The 6,290-nt window shown below is 29.7% G+C and carries 4 protein-coding genes and 1 other annotated feature; all 4 genes read right to left on the bottom strand.

Annotated features, from left to right (window positions below; all coding sequences use genetic code 11):
- Positions 1-81: 81 nt before the first annotated feature.
- Positions 82-1,413 (bottom strand): branched-chain amino acid transport system II carrier protein, encoded by a 1,332-nt coding sequence (brnQ, locus tag Q5O29_RS06120; RefSeq protein WP_022212092.1) that lies wholly within the window; start codon positions 1,411-1,413, stop codon positions 82-84.
- Positions 1,414-1,483: 70 nt separating this feature from the next.
- Positions 1,484-1,742 (bottom strand) — a binding site (T-box leader).
- A gap of 134 nt (positions 1,743-1,876) precedes the next feature.
- Positions 1,877-2,626, bottom strand: a complete 750-nt coding sequence (locus Q5O29_RS06115) for a lytic transglycosylase domain-containing protein (RefSeq protein WP_022212091.1) — start codon at positions 2,624-2,626, stop codon at positions 1,877-1,879.
- 26 nt (positions 2,627-2,652) lie between these two features.
- Positions 2,653-4,650: a triple tyrosine motif-containing protein gene (locus Q5O29_RS06110; RefSeq protein ID WP_022212090.1), complete on the bottom strand. Its 1,998-nt coding sequence runs from the start codon at positions 4,648-4,650 to the stop codon at positions 2,653-2,655.
- Between the two features lie 218 nt (positions 4,651-4,868).
- On the bottom strand, positions 4,869-6,221 hold the full coding sequence (locus Q5O29_RS06105) for a glucose-6-phosphate isomerase (RefSeq protein ID WP_022212089.1): 1,353 nt from the start codon (positions 6,219-6,221) through the stop codon (positions 4,869-4,871).
- Between the last annotated feature and the right edge of the window lie 69 nt (positions 6,222-6,290).

Here is a 6,290-nt window from a genome sequence, read left to right as displayed (position 1 = left end):
TTATACTTTCCTGTACTTTAAAAAAGTGTTATAAAAGTAAAGTTTATTACTTCTATAACACTTTTGTTTTAAATTATACTTTTATTCATTTACAATTTCTTCTGTTATTTGTGATTTTTCTTTTATAGCACTAATGATTAATCCAAGAACTATACCTAATATTGCTGGAACTAACCAACCTAAACCTTCAGTATAAAGAGGTAAATTACCAAATATTTTATCACCTAATTCTATACCAAAACCTTTTAATCCATAAATTACACTTACTACTCCTGTAAATAAAATCGTTAATGAATACACTATTCTGCTACCTTTTATAAATTTATCAACCATAGCTAAAACAATTAGCATAATAGCTATTGGATAAATCATATCTAAAACAGGAACTGAAATAGATAAAATCTTTGTTAATCCCATATTAGCAAGAATCATACTTGAAAGAGCTAAAATTCTTACCCATCCTTTATAACTTATTTTATCAGATAAGCTTGCAAAATATTGACTACAAGAACTAATTAACCCTACACTTGTTGTTAAACATGCAAGAGTAAATATTACTGCTAGTAATACTGCACCTGGTTTACCAAATAAGTAAGTAGTAACATTTGTTAATGTAACTGCTCCATTTGCTGTTTCACCAAATCTTCCTCCACTAGTTGCTCCTAAATGTGCAAGGGCTGCATAAATTAACACAAGTAAACCACCAGCAATAAATCCAGCTTTTATTGATGTTGATACTACAGCTTTTTCTTCTTTAACACCTTTTGTTTTAATAGCAAGTGCAATAACAATTCCAAAGTTTAATGCTGCTATAGTGTCCATTGTTAAGTATCCTTCTAAGAAACCTGTAACAAATGGTGAATTTACATATGCACCTGTTGCTTCACCATATGAACCTAATGGCTTAAAGAATGCTCCTATAACAATTACAAATATTAAAGTTAATAATGTTGGTGTTAATACTTTTCCCATACGATCAACTAACTTAGTTGGCGATAATGAAAGCCAATATGCCACTGAAAAGAATACTAAAGTAAATAATAAACGAGCTATGGTTTCTGACATATGACTTGGTAAATATGGAGATACCACCATTTCAAATGGTAAACTTCCTGCTCTTGGAATTCCTAAGCAAGGTCCAATAGATAAATAAATAAGTACTGTAAATACAGACGCAAAAAGAGGATTTACTCTTCTAGCTAATTTTTCTAAACCTCCACTTTTAGCTACAGCAATAACCCCTAATATTGGAAATCCTACTGCTGTAATTAAAAATGCCCCTAATGCAATCCATACTTTATCTCCTGCTGATTGTCCTAAAAATGGTGGAAATATTAGATTTCCTGCTCCAAAAAACAGTGAGAAGAGCATTAGTCCTAAAAATAATAGATCCTTTCTTGATAATTTTTTCATATTGTTTTCCCCCTATTAATATTACTTAATTATAGTTTTTCAATAAATAAAAAAACCGCCCCTTGATTACTCAAGGGACGGATTACATCCGTGTTACCACCCTAATTCTATAAAAAATCAATTATATATTAATCTTTTATAGCACTCTGCTCGCATCTATCAATACGCTTATCCTGTAACGTGGAAAGACTACGTCAACACTTACTCATTTCTTTTCTGCGTTGCTTCTAGGAGATGATTTTCAGCTATATTTTGAACATCGGCTTTCAGCATACACCAACTCTCTGTAGGACATCCTATAACTTACTCTTTCTCTTTATCGAATTTCTATAATTTTTATTCATTATACCAATTATAAAAACTTATATCAATAATTATTTTTATAATTTTTTATTGAAAAATATTCCATAATTTATTCTAATAACTACTAAAACAGCTAAATATGTTTGTCTACTTTAATAAATTATCTATTATATTCATCATAGTATGTTAATACTTTTGGTACATAGTTTTGTGTTTCTAAAGGCATTTTATAAAGATGTTCTGATGAAATTACACCTCTATTCATCATAGTTCCTGGTCCTGCATTATAAGCCATAAGTGCCATAGCTATATCTCCATTACAGTCATCTAAATAACCTTTAAGAATACTTACACCAGCTCTTATATTTTCATCTATATCATAACCATTAACTACACCTAATGATTCTAAGTTAAAATCCATAACTTGCATAAGTCCAATTGCTCCTGCACCTGATGTTGCATTTGCATCAAAATTAGATTCTGCTTTTATTACTGCAAGTACTAATGCTGGGTCAACATCATACATTGATGCATATTTATTTACTGTATCATATATTTCTGATAAATCAGTATTTTCATAATAACTTGTATCAATACCACTTATATCATTACTACTTGTTATACCTAAAGATGATAAATCGCTTAAATTATAAGTAAGACTTTTATTTCCATATAACGGTATATTATCTCCATTTCTAATTAAAGGAAGCGAATCAAGACTAACAGATGAATTAGATATAATATCCTTAATTTCTTCTTCACTTACTTCTGATGATACATTATTATTCTGCATTTGTTCAAGCAATGCCTGAAATACTAATTCATACTCCATGCCATCCCCCAATGACTCTTTCATTAACTGACTAGCTACCGTATATCCTATATATTGCTCTACAGATGATATATCCATAACTTCTTCTCCTTTGTATATGTTTATTACTCTTCTACATTAAATTCCATTATATCGTAGTCTTCATAATTAACTTTCTTATAAAAACTCTTGCTTAAAACTAATATTTTATATTTTCCACTAACAAATGGTATAAAGCTATAATATTTCTTTTTACTATACTCTTGCACCAAAATCCAGTTTCCTTTATTCATCATATAAAATTCATAGCAGACATCTTTTCCCCCTTGAGATTCTGCTTCAAAGGTAATATCCCTGCCTACTTTTATTTCGTCAGAAGATGCAAAAACTTTAGTTCCATTCACTGGAATAACTTCATGAACATATATGGAAAATAACTCCCTACTATCATACTCCTTAGATGACTTAGCATTCTTAGCAAATATATTAACATTGTATTTACCTTGGCATCTTGGCTTAAGCCTTAAAAGTTTGCTTTCAACATAACCTGTATCCTCAACTTCTTGTCCATTAATCGAAGTAACAAACCTTACTAATGAATTATTGGTATTTTCCATTATTACTTCTATATCTATAGTCTCATTAACAATATATATTTCCTTACTATTTGATAAAACATATTTTATTTCTGCTGGAATAAAGTCTTGTACTTTAATAACAGTAGATATGCTTGAATCATACTCTTTCGCTGAATAAAAATCCTTTGCCTTTACTTCTATTTCGTATTCACCACATTCATCAGGGATAAAGCTTAACCAGTTACCTTTATCATATTCAATACTTTCTCTTAGTTTGCCATCTTTAAAAATCCTAAATTGGTATAAAATTTTGCTACCTCCACAGGCTTTACATTTTATATTTACTGGATTATTCTTAAGTACATATTTTCCACCATCACATTTTAGATCTATTATCCTCACTGGTCTTTCACCTCTTGCATTGATGATATATGGAATTTTAGTTATATCTTCATAATCTCCCTTATAGGAAATATCTTTTACTTTCAAGGTTATTGTATATTCACCTTCTTCCTCTGGAGTCCATAAATAACTATTACTTCTAATATATCCACTATCATCAGCTATTGGCCCATCTATGATATATCTATAAAGAACTTCTCTACCTCCAATAACTCTTACATTTAAATTAATTTGTATATTAGCCTTTTGTGGAGATGACATATCTGCCTCAAATCTTTTTATCTTTATAGGCTCATACTGTTTTACTTTGTATAAAATCACTGCCCTATCATCATATTCTTTGTTAGAGAGCATATCACGTACATAACATAAAAGCTTATACTCACCACTTTTATTTTCCTTAAAAGCAACTGTTTTCTTAGAAGAAAATTCTTGTATGCATACTATTTTTCCATTTGGTAATATCTTTAAAAACTTATATAACAAAGGCCTTTTAGTATCATAATTAGCCTCCACTACAAATATAAGCTCTTCTCCCACTATCATATTAGGTGTAAGTGTTTTAAAGTCAGTTATTTCTACTTCTTCTATATCTTTTACCTCTAATTTTATAACAGTAAAATCATCAACATTATTTACTGAATCTACTCTTTTACATTCAATCAATATTTCCTTTTGTCCTGCACTATTAGCTGTAAAACTAAATAAATTATCTGTACCATAATCTCTAAGAGGCTCCCAATCTACTTCTCCCTTAATCCAAAATCTATATAATAATAGTTCTTCATCAGATAGTACAGATATATTAATCTTATCTCCAATATGCAACTTATTTTTTTCAAACTGAACATCCTTTATAAGCCTTACCTTATCATTGACTACTACGTTTATCCTCTCAGAATAAGGCTTACTAGAGTCTTTAGTTTCTCCTAAGACCATAATCATATATCTTCCAACATTCTTAGGAGTCCATGTACATTTTTGTTTTGCTGAATAATCCTGAATAGAGTTCCATACTCCATCATATCCTTCTATGAATTTATAATTTATTATATCTTTTAATTCAGATGAAACTGATATTTCAACTTCTTCATTTATAGATAAATCATTTTTTTTATTTAATTCTATTAACATATCCCCCATATACATGCACCTCTCTCTAACAAGTCCCTCTTTTACATATTTTCCCTAATGTAATTATACAGCAATTTTTTTTAATTTTACAGTTGAAATTTGTCTATAAACTGTAAAAAAAGAATAAACCATACATTATTATCTATAGTTTATTCTAAGTTCCATCTATATTAATTAAAATAATGGAGATACCTAAACAGGCATCTCCATCTACAATTATTGTCATATTATTTTAATCTTGATTCTAATTCAGCTTTTAATTCTTCATAGCCTGGTTTACCAAGTAAAGCAAACATATTTTTCTTATATGCTTCAACACCTGGTTGGTCAAATGGATTAACACCTAATAAGTATCCGCTTATTGCACATGCTTTTTCAAAGAAGTAAACCATTTGTCCAAAGTAGTAAGCGCTTAATTCTGGAATATTTAATACCATATTTGGAACTCCACCATCATTATGAGCTAATAAAGTTCCTTTAAATGCTTGCTTATTAACAAAGTCTATTGTCTTTCCGGCTAAGAAGTTTAATCCATCTGTATCAACTTCTGCTTCTTCTAGAACAATTTCTTTAAGTGGATTTTCAACATTTAATACTGTTTCGAACATTATTCTTGATCCATCTTGAATGAATTGTCCCATAGAATGTAAATCAGTTGAGAAATCTACTGCTGCTGGGAAAATACCTTTTTGATCCTTTCCTTCTGATTCTCCATATAATTGCTTCCACCATTCATTGAAGTAATGTAAAGCTGGTTCATAGTTAACTAATACTTCTATATTTTTACCTTTATTATATAAAGCATTTCTCATAGCTGCATATTGATAACATTCATTTTCCTTAATTGAAGGATTTGAATACTTTTCTCTTGCATCTGCTGCACCTTGCATCATATCATCTATGTTAATTCCAGCTGCTGCAATTGGTAATAATCCTACTGCAGTTAATACTGAAAATCTTCCACCTACGTCATCTGGAATAACGAAAGTTTCATATCCCATTGTATCTGCTAAATTCTTTAATGCTCCTCTTGCTTTATCAGTAGTAGCATATATTCTAGATTTAGCACCTTCAACACCATATTTCTTTTCCATATAGTCTTTAAATATTCTAAACGCTATAGCTGGTTCAGTAGTTGTTCCTGATTTTGAAATAACGTTAACAGATATATCTTTTCCTTCAATTACTTCTAAAAGATCAGCTACATATGTTGAACTTATGTTATTTCCAACAAAGAATACTTGTGGAGTGTTTCTCTTACTGTTATCTAAAACATTATAGAAATGATTTTTAAGCATTTCAATTGCTGCTCTAGCACCTAAGTATGATCCTCCAATACCTATTACTACAAGTACATCTGAATCACTCTTAATTTTTTCTGCTGCTTTTTTAATTCTATCAAATTCAGCCTTATCATAATTAACAGGTAAATCTAACCATCCTAAAAAATCATTTCCTGCTCCAGTTCCTTCATGAACTGTTTCATGTGCGCATTTCACCATAGCTTCCATCTTTTCTATTTCAGAAAAGTCTGCATATGGCATTACTTTTGACAAATCTAAACTTAAACCTTTATTCATCTATTTACCTCCATTGAATCGTGAAATCATTAACATAGTTAATTATAACACATTTTATCTATTTGTATA

It is taken from the genome of Clostridium sp. CAG:265 (assembly GCF_000436575.1).
Classification (GTDB): domain Bacteria; phylum Bacillota; class Clostridia; order Clostridiales; family Clostridiaceae; genus Clostridium; species Clostridium lentum.
This window is presented reverse-complemented; position numbering and strand designations above follow the sequence as displayed.

What these genes read in the sequence shown, in the direction of transcription:
- brnQ (WP_022212092.1), bottom strand. Translation starts at nt 1,413, where the DNA reads ATGAAAAAATTATCAAGAAAGGATCTATTATTTTTAGGACTAATGCTC.
- Q5O29_RS06115 (WP_022212091.1), bottom strand. Translation starts at nt 2,626, where the DNA reads ATGGATATATCATCTGTAGAGCAATATATAGGATATACGGTAGCTAGT.
- Q5O29_RS06110 (WP_022212090.1), bottom strand. Translation starts at nt 4,650, where the DNA reads ATGGGGGATATGTTAATAGAATTAAATAAAAAAAATGATTTATCTATA.
- Q5O29_RS06105 (WP_022212089.1), bottom strand. Translation starts at nt 6,221, where the DNA reads ATGAATAAAGGTTTAAGTTTAGATTTGTCAAAAGTAATGCCATATGCA.